The organism is Pseudomonas sp. GM102, assembly GCF_000282555.1.
Classification (GTDB): Bacteria; Pseudomonadota; Gammaproteobacteria; order Pseudomonadales; family Pseudomonadaceae; genus Aquipseudomonas.
Window position 1 is genome coordinate 19,010 of record NZ_AKJB01000065.1, and the last position, 15,245, is coordinate 34,254.

General features: G+C 59.5%; 12 protein-coding genes. 7 read left to right on the plus strand and 5 right to left on the minus strand.

The annotated features are described in order from the left end of the window. Nucleotides 1-36: 36 nt before the first annotated feature. From acnD to PMI18_RS12420, 4 genes are all read right to left on the minus strand, one after another. Nucleotides 37-2,631 (minus strand): Fe/S-dependent 2-methylisocitrate dehydratase AcnD, encoded by a 2,595-nt coding sequence (gene acnD / locus PMI18_RS12435; protein WP_007902091.1) that lies wholly within the window; start codon nucleotides 2,629-2,631, stop codon nucleotides 37-39. Between the two features lie 208 nt (nucleotides 2,632-2,839). Beyond that, nucleotides 2,840-3,967: a bifunctional 2-methylcitrate synthase/citrate synthase gene (gene prpC, locus PMI18_RS12430; protein ID WP_007902092.1), complete on the minus strand. Its 1,128-nt coding sequence runs from the start codon at nucleotides 3,965-3,967 to the stop codon at nucleotides 2,840-2,842. A gap of 139 nt (nucleotides 3,968-4,106) precedes the next feature. Continuing rightward, nucleotides 4,107-4,997 carry a methylisocitrate lyase gene (prpB, locus tag PMI18_RS12425; RefSeq protein WP_007902093.1) on the minus strand — a complete coding sequence of 297 codons (891 nt, stop codon included), beginning with the start codon at nucleotides 4,995-4,997 and terminating at the stop codon, nucleotides 4,107-4,109. Next, complete coding sequence (locus PMI18_RS12420; RefSeq protein WP_007902102.1) at nucleotides 4,994-5,716, minus strand: GntR family transcriptional regulator; 723 nt, start codon at nucleotides 5,714-5,716, stop codon at nucleotides 4,994-4,996. Before PMI18_RS12420 ends, prpB begins: the two co-directional genes overlap by 4 nt. Before the next feature lie 297 nt (nucleotides 5,717-6,013). Between PMI18_RS12420 and rloA the strand changes: the two genes are divergently transcribed. The 4 genes from rloA to pabB all read left to right on the plus strand — a co-directional run bounded on the left by rloA (nucleotide 6,014) and on the right by pabB (nucleotide 10,643). Beyond that, complete coding sequence (gene rloA / locus PMI18_RS12415) at nucleotides 6,014-6,550, plus strand: retropepsin-like aspartic peptidase RloA (protein ID WP_007902103.1); 537 nt, start codon at nucleotides 6,014-6,016, stop codon at nucleotides 6,548-6,550. Between the two features lie 5 nt (nucleotides 6,551-6,555). Next, the gene (gene rloB, locus PMI18_RS12410; RefSeq protein WP_007902104.1) at nucleotides 6,556-8,091 is read left to right on the plus strand and encodes an osmotic stress tolerance membrane protein RloB; all 1,536 of its coding nucleotides are present in this window, start codon (nucleotides 6,556-6,558) and stop codon (nucleotides 8,089-8,091) included. Next, a complete protein-coding gene (locus PMI18_RS12405; RefSeq protein ID WP_007902105.1) occupies nucleotides 8,091-9,077 on the plus strand; it encodes an alpha-L-glutamate ligase-like protein in 987 nt (328 codons plus the stop codon). Before rloB ends, PMI18_RS12405 begins: the two co-directional genes overlap by 1 nt. A 228-nt stretch (nucleotides 9,078-9,305) precedes the next feature. Next, nucleotides 9,306-10,643 carry an aminodeoxychorismate synthase component I gene (pabB, locus tag PMI18_RS12400; RefSeq protein WP_007902106.1) on the plus strand — a complete coding sequence of 446 codons (1,338 nt, stop codon included), beginning with the start codon at nucleotides 9,306-9,308 and terminating at the stop codon, nucleotides 10,641-10,643. Nucleotides 10,644-10,753: 110 nt separating this feature from the next. Here the strand turns inward: pabB and thrH are convergent, their stop codons facing one another. Then, the gene (gene thrH, locus PMI18_RS12395; protein WP_007902109.1) at nucleotides 10,754-11,371 is read right to left on the minus strand and encodes a bifunctional phosphoserine phosphatase/homoserine phosphotransferase ThrH; all 618 of its coding nucleotides are present in this window, start codon (nucleotides 11,369-11,371) and stop codon (nucleotides 10,754-10,756) included. A 174-nt stretch (nucleotides 11,372-11,545) separates the two neighbouring features. Between thrH and PMI18_RS12390 the strand changes: the two genes are divergently transcribed. The 3 genes from PMI18_RS12390 (at nucleotide 11,546) to PMI18_RS12380 (ending at nucleotide 15,140) form a co-directional block, all read left to right on the plus strand. Further along, the gene (locus PMI18_RS12390; protein ID WP_007902111.1) at nucleotides 11,546-12,286 is read left to right on the plus strand and encodes a phosphoadenylyl-sulfate reductase; all 741 of its coding nucleotides are present in this window, start codon (nucleotides 11,546-11,548) and stop codon (nucleotides 12,284-12,286) included. Nucleotides 12,287-12,810: 524 nt separating this feature from the next. Continuing rightward, the gene (locus PMI18_RS12385; protein ID WP_007902112.1) at nucleotides 12,811-14,352 is read left to right on the plus strand and encodes an NCS1 family nucleobase:cation symporter-1; all 1,542 of its coding nucleotides are present in this window, start codon (nucleotides 12,811-12,813) and stop codon (nucleotides 14,350-14,352) included. 59 nt (nucleotides 14,353-14,411) lie between these two features. Next, nucleotides 14,412-15,140 (plus strand): aspartate/glutamate racemase family protein, encoded by a 729-nt coding sequence (locus tag PMI18_RS12380; RefSeq protein ID WP_007902113.1) that lies wholly within the window; start codon nucleotides 14,412-14,414, stop codon nucleotides 15,138-15,140. Nucleotides 15,141-15,245 lie beyond the last annotated feature (105 nt).

Consider the following 15,245-nt stretch of genomic DNA (forward strand, 5'->3'; position numbering starts at 1 on the left):
CAGCGCGGGGCTTAACCCCCCGCGCGGCTCGTCGTGTTAAACGGCAACCGCCGATTCTTCGAGGAAGTCCTGAGCGAAACGCTGCAACACGCCGCCGGCCTCGTAGATCGACACTTCTTCAGCGGTGTCGAGGCGGCAGGTCACCGGCACTTCGACGCGTTCGCCATTCTTGCGATTGATCACCAGCGTCAGCGTCGCACGCGGAGTGCGGTCGCCGATCACGTCGTAGGTTTCGCTGCCGTCGATGGCCAGGGTGTGACGGTCGGTGCCCGGCTGGAACTCCAGCGGCAACACGCCCATGCCCACCAGGTTGGTGCGATGGATGCGCTCGAAACCTTCAGCGGCGATCGCTTCCACACCCGCCAGACGCACACCTTTGGCTGCCCAGTCGCGGGACGAACCCTGGCCATAGTCGGCGCCGGCGATGATGATCAGCGGCTGCTTGCGCTCCATGTAGGTTTCGATGGCTTCCCACATGCGCATGACCTTGCCTTCCGGCTCGACCCGCGCCAGGGAACCCTGCTTGACCTTGCCGTTTTCCCGGACCATTTCGTTGAACAGTTTAGGGTTGGCGAAGGTCGCGCGTTGCGCGGTCAAATGGTCGCCGCGGTGAGTGGCGTAGGAGTTGAAGTCTTCTTCCGGCAGGCCCATTTTCGCCAGGTATTCACCAGCGGCGCTGTCGAGCATGATCGCGTTGGAAGGCGACAGGTGATCAGTGGTGATGTTGTCCGGCAGCACCGCCAGCGGGCGCATGCCCTTGAGCGGACGCGCGCCGGCCAGCGCGCCTTCCCAGTACGGTGGACGACGGATGTAGGTGCTCATTTCGCGCCAGTCATACAGCGGCGTGACCTTGGGACCGGTGTCTTCGTGGATGGCGAACATCGGGATGTACACCTGGCGGAACTGTTCCGGTTTCACCGAAGCCTTGACCACCGCGTCGATTTCTTCGTCGCTCGGCCAGATGTCTTTCAGGCGGATTTCCTTGCCATCGACTACGCCCAGTACATCTTTCTCGATGTCGAAACGGATGGTCCCGGCGATGGCGTAAGCCACCACTAATGGCGGTGAAGCGAGGAACGCGTTCTTGGCGTACGGGTGAATCCGGCCGTCGAAGTTGCGGTTGCCTGACAGCACAGCGGTGGCGTACAGGTCGCGGTCAATGATCTCTTGCTGAATCACCGGGTCAAGTGCGCCGGACATGCCGTTGCAGGTGGTGCAAGCGAACGCCACGACGCCGAAGCCGAGTTGCTCCAGTTCGGTGGTCAGGCCGGCTTCGTCCAGGTACAGCGCCACGGTTTTCGAACCCGGCGCCAGCGAGGATTTGACCCACGGCTTGCGGGTCAGCCCGAGCTTGTTGGCGTTGCGCGCCAGCAGGCCGGCGGCAATGACATTGCGTGGGTTGCTGGTGTTGGTGCAACTGGTGATGGCGGCGATGATCACCGCGCCGTCCGGCATCTGGCCCGGCACGTCGTCCCACTGGCCGGAGATGCCTTGGGCGGCGAGATCGGACGTGGCGACACGGGCGTGCGGGTTGCTCGGGCCGGCCATGTTGCGCACCACCGAAGACAGATCGAAGCTCAGCCCGCGCTCGTACTGCGCGCCTTTCAGGCTGTCGGCCCAGAGACCGGTCTGCTTGGCGTAATTCTCGACCAGCTGCACTTGCTCGTCTTCACGGCCGGTGAGTTTCAGGTAGTCGATGGTCTGCTGATCGATGTAGAACATTGCAGCCGTGGCGCCGTATTCCGGGGCCATGTTGGAAATGGTCGCACGGTCGCCCAAGGTCAGCGCCGAAGCACCTTCACCGAAGAACTCCAGCCAGGCGCCAACGACTTTTTGTTTGCGCAGGTATTCGGTCAGCGCCAGCACCATGTCGGTGGCGGTGATGCCCGGCTGCAGCTTGCCGGTCAGCTCGACACCGACGCTTTCCGGCAGACGCATCCACGATGCGCGACCAAGCATCACGCTCTCCGCTTCCAGACCACCAACACCAATGGCGATCACGCCCAGCGCATCGACGTGCGGGGTGTGACTGTCGGTGCCGACGCAGGTGTCGGGGAACGCCACGCCGTCGCGCACCTGAATCACCGGCGACATTTTCTCCAGGTTGATCTGGTGCATGATCCCGTTGCCCGGTGGGATCACGTCGACGTTCTTGAAGGCCTTTTTGGTCCAGTTGATGAAGTGGAAACGGTCTTCGTTGCGACGGTCTTCAATGGCGCGGTTCTTCTCGAACGCTTCCGGGTCGAAGCCACCGCGCTCAACGGCTAGCGAGTGGTCGACGATCAACTGAGTCGGCACCACCGGGTTCACTTGCGCCGGATCGCCGCCTTGCAGGGCGATGGCGTCGCGCAGGCCGGCAAGGTCGACCAAGGCAGTCTGGCCAAGAATGTCATGGCACACCACGCGGGCCGGGAACCATGGGAAATCGAGATCGCGTTTGCGCTCGATGAATTGCTTCAGGGATTCGGTGAGCGTGGCCGGGTCGCAGCGACGCACGAGGTTTTCCGCCAGCACGCGGGAGGTGTACGGCAGGGTGTCGTAGGCGCCAGGCGAAATGGCATCGACCGCCGCGCGGACGTCGAAATAATCCAGATGGCTGCCGGGCAGCGGTTTGCGGAATTTTGTGTTCATCGTCAGGACTCGGTCACGGTGGTTACAAAGGGTGGGCGCCTGGCACAGCTACTGAACTGAAACCGATCCCCTGTAGGAGCGAAGCTTGCTCGCGAAAGCGGTCTGTCGGTCGACATTGATGTTGAATGTCAGTCCGTCTTCGCGAGCAAGCTTCGCTCCTACAGGGGTCTCGGTTTCTTCAGTAGCCAGCGTCAGCGCCCTCCCCCGGTCAGCGTTGTTCGATTGGCACGAACTTGCGCTGTTCGACGCCGACGTATTCGGCGCTCGGACGGATGATGCGGTTATTGGCGCGCTGTTCGAACACGTGTGCAGCCCAGCCGGTCAGGCGCGAGCAGACGAAGATTGGCGTGAACAACTTGGTCGGAATGCCCATGAAGTGGTACGTCGACGCATGGTAGAAGTCGGCGTTCGGGAACAGTTTTTTCTGTTCCCACATGGTCTTGTCGATGGCTTCGGACACCGGGAACAGCACCGTGTCGCCCACTTCGTCGGCGAGTTTTTTCGACCAGGCCTTGATCACCTCGTTGCGCGGATCGTTGTCCTTATAGATCGCGTGGCCGAAGCCCATGATCTTGTCCTTGCGCTCGAGCATGCCGAGAGTGCCTTTGATCGCCTCTTCCGGCGACGAAAAGCGCTCGATCATTTCCATCGCCGCTTCGTTGGCGCCGCCATGCAGCGGGCCGCGCAGGGAGCCGATGGCCGCCGTGATGCAGGAATACAGATCCGACAGCGTCGAGGCGCACACCCGGGCGGTGAAGGTCGAGGCGTTGAACTCGTGTTCCGCGTAGAGGATCAGCGAAACGTTCATCACCTTGACGTGCAACTCGCTCGGCTTCTTGTCGTGCAACAGGTGCAGGAAATGGCCGCCGATGCAGGCTTCGTCGGTCACGCAATTGATGCGTTTACCGTCGTGACTGAAGCGATACCAGTAGCACATGATCGCCGGGAACGCGGCCAACAGGCGGTCGGTTTTGTCGTGCTGCTCGGAGAAGTCTTTCTCCGGCTCGATGTTGCCCAGAAACGAGCAACCGGTGCGCATCACGTCCATCGGATGGGCGTCGGCGGGGATGCGCTCCAGCACTTCTTTCAGCGCTTGCGGCAGGTCGCGCAGCTTGCTCAGTTTCTCGGTGTAGGCAGCCAGTTGCGTTTTGGTTGGCAGCTCGCCGTATAGCAGCAGGTAAGCCACTTCTTCGAATTGTGCATCAGCCGCCAGTTCGCGAACATCGTAGCCGCGATAGGTCAGGCCGGCGCCCGACTGGCCCACGGTGGACAGTGCGGTTTGCCCGGCAACCTGGCCACGGAGCCCGGCGCCACTGAGTACTTTTGCTTCGGCCATTGCTGTCTCCAGTTTTTCTTGAATTTGTCAGGGAAACTTGTAGGAGCGAAGCTTGCTCGCGAAAGCGGTGTCTCAGACGACATTGATTTTGAATGTCAGTCCGTCTTCGCGAGCAAGCTTCGCTCCTACAGGGCTTTCATTATTTCTTCGCTGCAAACAACGCATCGAGCTTCTGCTCGAAGGTGTGGTAATCGATGCGATCGTAAAGCTCCATGCGCGTCTGCATGGTGTCGATCACGTTCTGTTGCGTGCCGTCGCGACGGATCGCGGTGTAGACGTTTTCCGCGGCTTTGTTCATGGCACGGAACGCCGACAGCGGGTACAGCACCAGCGACACGTCGGCAGCGGCGAGTTGCTCGGTGGTGTACAGCGGCGTCGCGCCGAATTCGGTGATGTTGGCCAGGATCGGCGCTTTCACGCGGCTGGCGAACAGTTTGTACATCTCAAGCTCGGTGATCGCTTCCGGGAACACCATGTCGGCACCGGCCTCGATGCACGCCGCGGCGCGATCCAGCGCAGATTCAAGACCTTCCACCGCCAGCGCATCAGTGCGCGCCATGATCACGAAGCTGTCATCGGTGCGAGCATCGACGGCGGCTTTGATGCGGTCGACCATTTCCTGCTGCGAGACGATCTCTTTATTAGGACGGTGACCACAGCGCTTGGCGCCGACCTGGTCTTCGATGTGAATCGCCGCCGCGCCGAACTTGATCATCGACTTCACGGTACGGGCGACGTTGAACGCCGAGGAACCGAAACCGGTGTCCACGTCCACCAACAGTGGCAAGTCGCAGACGTCAGTGATGCGACGCACGTCGGTCAGCACGTCATCCAGACCGGTAATCCCCAGGTCCGGCACGCCGAGGGAGCCGGCAGCTACCCCGCCACCCGACAGGTAAATAGCCTTGAAACCGGCGCGCTTGGCCAGCAGTGCGTGGTTGGCGTTGATCGTGCCAACCACTTGCAGCGGATGTTCGCTGGCGACCGCATCGCGGAAACGCTGGCCTGGAGTGCTCTTGTTGGAACTCATGACTCACCTCGTTCAGTGGCTGTCGGGTTAGCGCCGTCCTGGTAGTGACGGGCAATATTGCGTTTGGAGGCGCCGATGTGACGGCGCATCAACAACTCGGCCAATTCACCGTCACGGTCGGCGATGGCATCGAGAATTCGGTGGTGTTCGGCAAACGCCTGGCGCGGCCGATTGGGCGTGGTGGAAAACTGGATGCGGTACATGCGCACCAGCTGATAGAGCTCACCGCACAGCATCTGGGTCAGGGTGCGGTTGCCGCTGCCCTGGATGATCCGGTAATGAAAGTCGAAATCGCCTTCCTGCTGGTAGTAACCGACACCGGCCTGAAACGCCGCATCGCGCTCGTGGGTTTCGAGGACCCGGCGCAGTTCGTCGATTTCTTCGACCGTCATGCGTTCAGCCGCCAGACGGCACGCCATGCCTTCCAGGGATTCGCGAATTTCGTAGAGTTCCAGCAGTTCGGCGTGGCTCAGCGACACCACCCGCGCGCCGACGTGCGGCACGCGAACCAGCAGGCGCTGGCCTTCCAGACGGTGAATGGCCTCACGCAGCGGCCCGCGGCTAATGCCGTAGGTGCGCGCCAGCTCCGGCTCGGAGATCTTGCTGCCCGGGGCGATCTCGCCTTTGACGATGGCCGCCTGAATGCGTCGGAAGACGTTTTCGGAAAGTGTTTCCGAGTCGTCCTGAACTGTGACCGGGGGATCGAGTTGATCCAGCATATTGTCGACACCTTGAAAACCAATGCCGCAAAAACTAACGAATATGGCCGGTTACGTCAAAGGATAATTCGATATTGTCGACAATCGTCTAATAACCCTCTGCACCATAAGGAAGCAACACCTCAAGTTATAGCCGTCGGCCAACGCTGGCGCCATAAACCCACCGTGCTAGAATGCCGCCCGCATTTGCTTGTCATCTGCATTGCCTGTCATAAAAAACGGATAGGCATACGAGGGAGCTTGTGCAGCAATGCCAGGGCCTTGAATTGAAGAACGGACCGCTGCGCACCAGGATTTATGAGACTCAAGCCCTTCACCACATTCCTTTGTCTTTTTGGCCTGCCAGGTTTCGCCGCGGCAGGGGAAAAGACTGTGTACGGCCTCAATGAGTACGCTTCGCTGGATGGCATCAACCTGGAAGTCGCCGCCAAACTCGACACCGGGGCGAAAACCGCTTCGTTGAGCGCCCGCGACATCAAACGTTTCAAACGCAATGGCGAATCCTGGGTGCGCTTCTATCTGGCTATCGACGCCGCGCATTCGCACCCGATCGAACGACCGCTGGCCCGTGTCAGCAAGATCAAGCGCCGGGCCGGTGACTACGACCCGGAAGAAGGCAAGAAATACACCGCCCGTCCGGTCATCGAGCTGGATATCTGCATGGGTTCGGCTTTACGCAGCATCGAAGTGAACTTGACCGACCGCAGTGCCTTCCAATACCCGCTCCTGATCGGCTCCGAAGCGCTCAAACGCTTCGATGCGCTGGTCGACCCCAGTCTTAAATACGCTGCTGGCAAACCCGCCTGCGCCACCGACGCACATACCGCAGAGTAATTCCAATGCGCTCTCTTACCCTCCATCTGAAACTGCTGATCGCCATCCTGGTGGTGCTGGGCATTTCAGTTACGGCCTATCAGATTTTCGTGCTCGGAATTCCGGTGACCGAAGACGCTACCGACGACTTGTGGAACATCGACGCCAAGGTCGAGTTCGTCGCCAATGCCAAAGACCCGATCAAGATCCAGATGTTCGTGCCGCCGCTGAGCCGCGACTACGTGAGCCTCAACGAGAGTTTCATTTCCAATAATTACGGCGTGGCGGTGAACCGTGTCGATGGCAACCGCAAAGTCACCTGGTCGGCGCGTCGGGCCAAAGGCAATCAGACCCTTTATTACCGACTGGTGCTGACCAAGCGCTACAGCGGCGAAAAATCCAAGATCAAAGGCCCGACCTTCCGCGACAGCATCGCCGTCGAAGGCCCGGAAAAAATCGCCGCCGAAGCCCTGCTCGCGCCGATCCGCCAACACTCGGCCGACGTCGAAACCTTCATCGGCGAAGCCATCAAGCGCGTCAACAACCTTAACGACGACAACGTGAAATTGCTGCTGGCCGGCGATCCGTCCACCGTGAACAAAGCCAAAATCGTCGAGTTGGTACTGTCCATCGCCCACGTGCCGGTGGAAAAGGTCCACACCATTCGCCTGGTGGCCGATCAGCCGCAGATGCCTGAGCTCTGGTTGCGCAGCTTCAACGGCACCGACTGGCTGTACTTCAACCCGGAAACCGGCGAACAGGGCCTGCCCACCGACCGTTTGCTGTGGTGGACCGGCGACGAAAACCTGATCACCGTCGATGGCGGCAAAAAAGCCAACGTCACCTTCAGCCTGAACAACAGCGAAATGAACGCCATTCGCCTGGCCAAGCTGACCGACGAAAACTCCGACGCCAACTTCCTTGATTACTCGCTGTACGGTCTACCGCTGGAAACCCAGCAAACCTTCATGATCATGGTGATGATCCCGATCGGCGTGCTGGTGATCCTGATCCTGCGCAACCTGATCGGCATTCAGACACTCGGCACCTTTACTCCGGTGCTGATCGCCCTCGCCTTCCGGGAAACCCAGCTCGGTTTCGGCATCGTGCTATTTACGATCATCACGACATTGGGCCTGTCGCTGCGCTCCTATCTTGAACACTTGAAGCTGCAAATGCTGCCGAGGCTATCGGTGGTGCTGACCTTCGTGGTGGTGCTGATCGCGGCGATCAGCCTGTTCAGCCACAAACTCGGCCTGGAACGCGGCTTGTCAGTGGCGCTGTTCCCGATGGTGATTCTGACCATGACCATCGAACGCCTGTCGATCACCTGGGAAGAGCGCGGGGGCGGCCATGCCATGAAAGTGGCGATCGGTACCCTGTTCGCCGCCTCTTTGGCGCACCTGATCATGAGCGTGCCTGAGCTGGTGTACTTCGTGTTCACCTTCCCGGCGATCCTGCTGATTCTGGTGGGCTTCATGCTGGCCATGGGTCGCTATCGCGGTTACCGCCTGACCGAGCTGGTGCGCTTCAAGGCTTTCCTCAAGAAGGCTGACGCCTGATGTTCGGTCTCTGGAAGACCTGGAAAGCCCTGGAGGCCCGGGGCATCATGGGGATCAATCGGCGCAACGCAGACTACGTGCTCAAGTACAACAAGCGCAGCCTGTACCCGATCGTCGATGACAAGATCATCACCAAGGAGCGCGCAATCGCCGCCGGCATTCATGTGCCGGAGCTGTACGGCGTGATCTCCACCGAGAAAGAAATCGACAACCTCAGCGAGATCATCGGCGGGCGTACCGATTTCGTGGTCAAACCGGCCCAGGGCGCCGGCGGCGACGGCATTCTGGTGATCGCCGACCGCTTCGAGGGTCGCTATCGCACGGTGTCGGGCAAGATCATCAGTCACGAGGAAATCGAGCACCAGATCTCCAGCATTCTGACCGGCCTGTACTCCCTGGGTGGTCACCGTGACCGCGCACTGATCGAATACCGCGTGACCCCGGACCAGATCTTCAAAAGCATCAGCTATGAAGGTGTACCGGACATTCGCATCATCGTGCTGATGGGCTATCCGGTGATGGCCATGTTGCGCCTGCCGACCCGCCAGTCTGGCGGCAAGGCCAACCTGCACCAAGGCGCCATCGGCGTCGGTGTCGACCTTGCCACCGGCCTGACATTGCGCGGCACCTGGCTGAACAACATCATTAACAAACACCCGGACACCACCAACGCAGTGGACGGCGTGCAACTGCCCTACTGGGACGGTTTCATGAAGCTCGCGGCCGGCTGCTATGAGCTGTGCGGGTTGGGTTACATCGGTGTCGACATGGTGCTCGACCAGGAGAAAGGGCCGCTGATTCTTGAGCTTAACGCCCGGCCCGGGTTGAACATTCAGATCGCCAACGATTGCGGGTTGACGTTGCGTACCCACGCGGTCGAAGCGCGGCTGGAAGAATTGAAGGCGCGCGGGATAACCGAAACGGTGCAGGAACGCGTTGAGTTCGTTCAGGAAATGTTTGGGCATATTCCAGCGGTTGAGGGCTGAACCCTTACACTGATCGTTCCCATGCTCTGCGTGGGAATGCATCCCGTGACGCTCCGCGTCACAGGCGGACGCAGAGCGTCCGTGGCGGCATTACCACGCGGAGCGTGGGAACGATCAACAGCCCTCAACCCTGTCGCCAATCTACCAATCCCCGACATACCCTCTAGGAGCAAATCCTGCAGAGGACTACAATCGCTCCCCCGCCTCGATGGCTGATCTGCCCCGCCCATGTTGACCTGTTCCGTACACCCGCTGCCCTATCGCGCCAACCCCGCCGAATACTTCGCGGCGATTCGTCATGCCCCCGGTGCCGTGCTGCTCGACAGCGGCCGGCCGAGCGCCGAGCGTGGGCGTTATGACCTGCTCAGCGCCTGGCCGCTGGAGCAACTGGCCGTATTACCGGATGAAAGCGGCAGCCATTTCCTGCAACGCCTTCGCGACACTCTGACGCGACTCGGCAAAGCCACTGTTCCTTTCGATCTGCCTTTCGCCGGTGGCCTGATCGGTTATCTGAGCTATGACTTCGGCCGGCATCTGGAAAACCTGCCGAGCCAGGCGCGGGACGACCTGCAATTACCTGACGCACGTTTTGGACTGTACGACTGGGCCCTGATCAGCGATCACCACTTGGCCACCAGCCAATTGGTGTTCCACCCGGCGCTGATCGACAGCGAGCGACAGCGGCTGCTTGAACTGTTCACGCAACCTGCACCTCAGAAAACCGAGCCTTTCAAACTCGACGGCCCGATGAGTGCCGACCTGAGCGCCGACGACTATCGACAAGCCTTCGAACGCATTCAGCAGTACATTCAGGCCGGCGACTGCTATCAGGTCAACTTCGCCCAGCGCTTTCGTGCGCAATGCCAGGGCGATCCATGGGCCGCGTACTGCGCGCTGCGGGCGGCGTGCCCGACACCTTTTTCCGGTTTCCAGAGCCTGCCCGACGGCGACGCCGTGCTGAGCCTGTCGCCAGAGCGTTTCGTCAAAGTCAGTGAGCGCCACGTCGAAACCCGCCCGATCAAAGGCACACGCCCCCGCGGTCTGACTGCAGTTGAGGATGCGGCGAACGCCGCCGAACTGCTGGCCAGCCCCAAGGACCGCGCGGAAAACCTGATGATCGTCGATTTGCTGCGCAACGACCTCGGCCGAACCTGCCGCATCGGCTCTGTGCGGGTGCCGGAGTTGTTCAGTCTGGAAAGCTATCCGAACGTGCATCACCTGGTGAGCAGCGTTACCGGCGAGCTGGCGGATGACAAGGATGCGCTGGACTTGATCGCCGGCAGCTTCCCCGGCGGCTCGATTACCGGTGCGCCAAAGATTAGGGCCATGCAGATCATCGATGAGCTGGAACCGACCCGTCGTGGGTTGTACTGCGGCTCTCTGCTGTACCTGGACGTGCGCGGCGAGATGGACAGTTCCATCGCCATCCGTAGTTTGCTGGTCAAGGATGGGCAGGTGTGCTGCTGGGGTGGTGGCGGGATCGTCGCGGATTCGGACTGGCAGGCGGAATATCAGGAATCGATAACCAAGGTGAAGGTGCTGCTCGATACACTGCAAAACCTTTAAAAGCATCGCGGGCAAGCCCGCTCCCACAGGTTATGTGTCGAACCACAATTATGCGATCAACACACATCCTGTGGGAGCGGGCTTGCCCGCGATGGGGCCCTCCCTGACAACTACAAACTCAACGCCCGATTCGAAGCCTTGATGAACTCCTGCTTCAACTCCACAAAACTGTGCACCGCCGGAAACTGTGGAAACTCACGAATCACATTGTCCGGAGCATGGAACAGAATCCCGGCATCGGCCTCGCCCAGCATTGTCGTATCGTTGTAGGAATCCCCCGCCGCGATCACCCGGTAATAGAGGCTCTTGAACGCCAACACCGACTGCCGCTTGGGATCTTTCTGACGCAACTGATAGCCCGTGACCCGACCGGCATCGTCGGTAATCAGACGATGGCAAAGCAAGGTCGGAAAGCCCAGTTGACGCATCAGCGGCTGAGAGAATTCGTAAAAAGTGTCCGACAGAATCACCACCTGAAAGCGCTCACGCAGCCAGTCGACGAACTCACTGGCGCCTTCCAGAGGCTTGAGCGTGGCGATCACTTCCTGGATGTCGGAAAGCTTCAGGCCGTGCTCGTCGAGAATCCGCAGGCGCTGCTTCATCAACACGTCGTAGTCGGGAATGTCCCGAGTGGTGGCCCTGAGGGAGTCAATCCCGGTTTTTTCGGCAAAGGCGATCCAGATTTCCGGGACCAGCACACCTTCAAGATCCAGACAGGCAATTTCCACAAGACACTCCCATTTTGTACTGTTTATTGAGTCGAGCGAGCAAAAGGACTGCCGAACTCTAGCGACTCGCCCTCCTCTGTGCAACGCAGAGGGCGCACCAGCCGCCGCAGGATTTTGTTACCATCAGGCACATATAGAGCGCCCAGCGCCACCGACCTGTAGGAAGCCGCCCTGATGAGCCCATCGTTCGATGTCGTGGAACTCGCCACGACCTATGCCAACAAATCCGCTCAGGACATCCTGAAACTCGCGTTCGCCGAGTTCGGCGATGACCTGTGGATATCTTTCAGCGGCGCCGAGGATGTGGTGCTGGTGGACATGGCCTGGAAGCTGAACAAGAACGTCAAAGTGTTCAGCCTCGACACCGGCCGCTTGCACCCTGAGACCTATCGCTTCATTGAACAGGTGCGCGAGCACTACAAGATCGACATCGAAATCGTGTCGCCGGACTACACCAAGCTCGAACCTTTCGTGAAGGAAAAGGGCCTGTTCAGTTTCTACAAGGACGGTCATGGCGAGTGCTGCGGCATCCGCAAGATCGAGCCGTTGCGTCGCAAGCTCTCGGGCGTGACCGCCTGGGCCACCGGCCAGCGTCGGGACCAGAGCCCGGGCACCCGCAGCGCGGTCGCAGTAATGGAAATCGATACCGCGTTCTCCACCCCGGAACGCACCCTCTACAAATTCAACCCGCTGGCGCAAATGACCAGCGAAGAGATCTGGGGCTACATCCGCATGCTGGAGCTGCCGTACAACAGCCTGCATGAGCGCGGCTTCATCAGCATCGGCTGCGAGCCTTGCACCCGTCCGGTGTTGCCGAACCAACATGAGCGTGAAGGTCGTTGGTGGTGGGAAGAAGCCACGCAGAAAGAATGCGGGCTGCATGCGGGCAATATCATCAGCAAATCCAAAGCTTAAAAGATCGCAGCCTGCGGCAGCTCCTACAGAAGAGCACCATTCCCCTGTAGGAGCTGGCGAAGCCTGCGATCTTTTGACCTTAAAAAGTGTACACATAAATGTCACCATAAGTGCCATATCTGTGTGCACTTTTATTTATACGCCCCAAAAAGTTACATCCCTCCGCTCTGATTTCCTCAGTCGATCTTTCCAACAAAACCCCGCCGAAAATAAATACCTGTTCAATCGGTCAATTTATAGTGCCAATTTTTCAATTACTTAGTTTCAATCAATAACAAAACGAAATTAACCAAGTAATCCATAGATCACTGACTGGCACAGATCTGGCTTAAGTGAACGCATGTTTTGTATACAATAAATACTAAAACATACACACACTTTAGATCCGCAAGCCTGAAGCGCCCTATCCCGTACAGGCTGCAGATGCCCCGTAACCAATGATGTTCTCCCGTCCGCGACGAAGATTTGTCGAGCCCACGCTCATGCACAGTCATCGCGGCCACGAGTTTCTGGAGCCTGCCGGAATGCGTACTAGCCTGCCCAATAACAACATCGCGCTGGATCTGCCCTCTTCACTTTCCACGTCTGTCATTCACGATCAAACACTTCAACCCCCCGTAGTCCTCAGCCCCCGTCTGCACAACAAAGACTTGGCGCCGACCAAGGCTGAAGGCCGGCGTTGGGGTCGTTACAGCATCTTCGCGTTGTGGACCAACGACGTGCACAACATTGCCAACTACTCCTTCGCCATTGGCCTGTATGCACTGGGCCTGGGCGGCTGGCAGATTCTGCTGTCCCTGGGAATCGGCGCGGCGCTGGTGTATGGCTTCATGAACCTTTCCGGTTACATGGGCCAGAAAACCGGTGTACCGTTTCCGGTGATCAGCCGGATCAGTTTCGGCATCCATGGGGCGCAAATTCCTGCATTGATTCGTGCCGTTATCGCCATTGCCTGGTTCGGGATTCAGACGTACCTGGCGTCAGTGGTCTTTCGTGTATTACTGACGGCGGTGCACCCCGGCTTCGCCGATTACGACCACGACTCGATCCTCGGGCTGTCGAGCCTGGGTTGGGTGTGTTTCGTGGCGATCTGGTTCGTGCAGTTGGCGATCCTGGCCTATGGCATGGAGATGGTGCGACGCTACGAGGCGTTCGCCGGCCCGGTGATTTTGCTGACCGTCGCCGCGCTTGCCGGGTGGATGTATTTCCAGGCCAATGCAACCATCGCCTGGTCGATTCGCGAGCCGCTTAGCGGTGGCGAGATGTGGCGCAACATCTTTGCCGGCGGCGCCCTGTGGCTGTCGATCTACGGCACGCTGATCCTGAATTTCTGTGACTTCGCCCGCTCTTCGCCCTGCCGCAAGACCATCCGGGTCGGTAACTTCTGGGGCCTGCCCGTCAACATTCTGGTATTCGCCGGGATCACGGTCCTACTGTGCGGTGCGCAATTTCAGATCAATGGCCGGATCATCGAAAGCCCAACGGAGATCATCGCGTCGATTCCCAACACCTTCTTTCTGGTACTCGGTTGCCTGGCGTTCCTGATTGTCACCGTGGCGGTGAACATCATGGCCAACTTCGTAGCCCCGGCCTTCGTATTGAGTAATCTGGCGCCCAAGTACCTGACCTTTCGCCGCGCCGGGCTGATCAGTGCGACCATCGCGGTGCTGATCCTGCCGTGGAACCTCTACAACAGCCCGCTGGTGATCGTCTATTTCCTGTCCGGCCTCGGCGCCCTGCTCGGCCCGTTGTACGGGGTGATCATGGTCGACTACTGGCAGGTACGAAAAGGCCGGATCAACGTGCCACAGTTGTACAGCGAAGATCCCAATGGCGATTATTACTACAGCCATGGGGTCAATTTGCGGGCCGTGGCGGCGTTCATTCCGGCAGCCCTGATTGCCATTGTCCTGGCCCTGGTGCCAGGTTTCGGTAGCATTTCACCGTTCTCCTGGCTGATTGGCGCCGCGATTGCAGGGATGCTCTACCTGATCATCGCCAAACGGCAACCTTACTACGCAGATGTCAGCGGTGAAGCCATCGCGGTCGATAACGTCAGCCATTGATCCCCGGGCGGCCCGGCAATGTCGGGCCGCAGAACCACTTCGCTATAAAAGGACCTCCCATGCGAATTCTCGTGGTCAACGTCAACACCACCGAATCCATTACCCAGGCCATCGCCCGCCAGGCCCAATCCGTGGCCGCGCCCGGCACGGAAATCATTGGCCTGACCCCGCATTTTGGTGCCGACTCCATCGAAGGCAATTTCGAAAGTTATCTGGCTGCTATTGCGGTGATGGATCGGGTCATGTCCTACGATCAGCCTTTTGATGCGGTTATCCAGGCCGGTTATGGCGAGCACGGCCGCGAAGGTTTACAGGAACTACTCAACGTACCGGTGGTGGACATCACCGATGCCGGCGCCAGCACCGCGATGTTCCTCGGGCACGCCTATTCGGTGGTCACCACCCTGGACCGCACCGTGCCGCTGATCGAGGACCGCCTCAAACTGTCCGGCCTCTGGGACCGTTGTGCGTCGGTGCGGGCCAGTGGTTTGGCGGTGCTGGAACTGGAATCCGATCCAGAACGTGCGCTGGAGGCAATTGTTCGGCAGGCGGAACTGGCGGTGAGTGAAGACAAGGCCGAGGTGATCTGCCTGGGATGCGGCGGCATGGCCGGGCTGGATGAGCAGATTCGTCAGCGCACCGGCGTGCCCGTGGTGGATGGCGTCACAGCGGCGGTGACCATTGCCGAATCGCTGGTACGGTTGGGGTTGTCGACGTCAAAAGTGCGGACGTATGCGACGCCTCGGCCGAAGAACATTATTGGTTGGCCTGGAAGATTTGGGCGGTAGAACCGCGTTATCGTTCATCGCGGGCAAGCCCGCTCCCACAGGTTTTGTGTCGTACCACAGTGTTGTAAACGACACAAAACCCTGTGGGAGCGTGGCTTGCCCGCG